The following is a 1,374-nucleotide window of genomic DNA, read 5'->3' as shown; positions in this document are numbered from 1 at the left end:
TGCTTGTCTGCAACCACTGCCGTAAAACGCGGCAGCGACAGTTAACTTACACTGCCTATTGGGGCGTTACCCAACGCTCATCCGGAACATCCGGATTGAACTGTCGCTGGAGCCTGTTGGGCGACACGATACTGGCCTTGCCTTTACGTGCCCGCAGCCGCCGGTATTCTCTCGGAGAGTGATATCCCAGCGCGCTGGGCGGGTGGTTTTCATTGTAATGCGTGAACGCTGCTGCAAGGTTTCGCAGGGCTGTTCCCACACCCGGCCAGTAGCCCGCTCCCTTTCGGGGAGGAATGAGCGCGCTGATTTTCTTGCGACGCAGTTCGTCATGACATCGCCGCGTATCGTAAGCGCCGTCCGCCGCCGCTGACCTGATTTTTCGGTGGGTCTGCCGGATAAGCCCCGGGAAAGCTTCAGCGTCCGTGACGTTGTTCAGTGACAGGTCCGCGCAGATGGCTTCATGCCTGCTCGTGTCAACAGCCAGATGCAGTTTTCGCCAGATACGACGGCGCTCTTTGCCGTGCTTTTTGACTTTCCACTCACCTTCACCGAAGGCTTTCAGCCCTGTGGAATCAATCACCAGATGCGAAATTTCACCCCGGGTGGGTGTTTGAAACTGACGTTAACCGACTTTGCCCGCTTGCTGACACTGGTGTAATCCGGACCGCGCAGCGGGACATCCATCAGGGCAAAAATGGAATCAATAAAGCCCTGAGCGGTTCGCAGGGTCAGCCGGAATACACGTTTAATCACCAGGACGGTTGTGATGGCAGGGGCTGTATAGCGCTGAGGTTGTCCCCGCGATGCAGGCGTTGCTGACTCATACCAGGCCTGAGTCGCCTCATCATCAACCCAGAAAGTGATGGAGCCACGATTAATCAGGGCCTTGTTGTAGTTGCGTCAGTTGGTGATTTTGAACTTCTGCTTTGTCACGGAACTGCCTGCATAGTCAGGATAATGCGTGAACTGATTCTTCAGGTCACCAAAATTTCGATTTATTCAACAAAGCCACTGATTGTGTAAAATCTTACTCTATATTAATTTTTTTAATAAGATCAAATAGTTTGGCTTTTCTGTAAGTTCACTGGCGTTGCTGGTTTCCCTTCAGGGGAAGGTATATGGAACAGGATCCTCTTGAGATCCTTTCGTTGGCATCGTAATCTCTTGCTCTGTAAACGAAAAAACCGCCTTGCAGGGCGGTTTTTTCGAAGGTTCTCTGAGCTACCAACTCTTTGAACCGAGGTAACTGGCTTGGAGGAGCACAGTCACCAAAACTGTTCGTTTAGTTTAGCCTTAACTGGCACATGACTTCAAGTCCATCTCCTCTAAATCAGTTACCAGTGGCTGCTGCCAGTGGCGCTTTTGCATGTCTTT

General features: G+C 51.8%; 1 pseudogene. It reads right to left on the bottom strand.

The window, feature by feature from the left end:
- Positions 1-226 precede the first annotated feature (226 nt).
- A pseudogene (locus SGR01S_RS24105) lies at positions 227-882 on the bottom strand (IS5 family transposase); the annotation flags it as partial.
- Positions 883-1,374 lie beyond the last annotated feature (492 nt).

Origin of the sequence: Serratia grimesii NBRC 13537 (assembly GCF_001590905.1) — a bacterium.
GTDB classification, from domain to species: Bacteria; Pseudomonadota; Gammaproteobacteria; order Enterobacterales; family Enterobacteriaceae; genus Serratia; species Serratia grimesii.
This window is presented reverse-complemented; position numbering and strand designations above follow the sequence as displayed.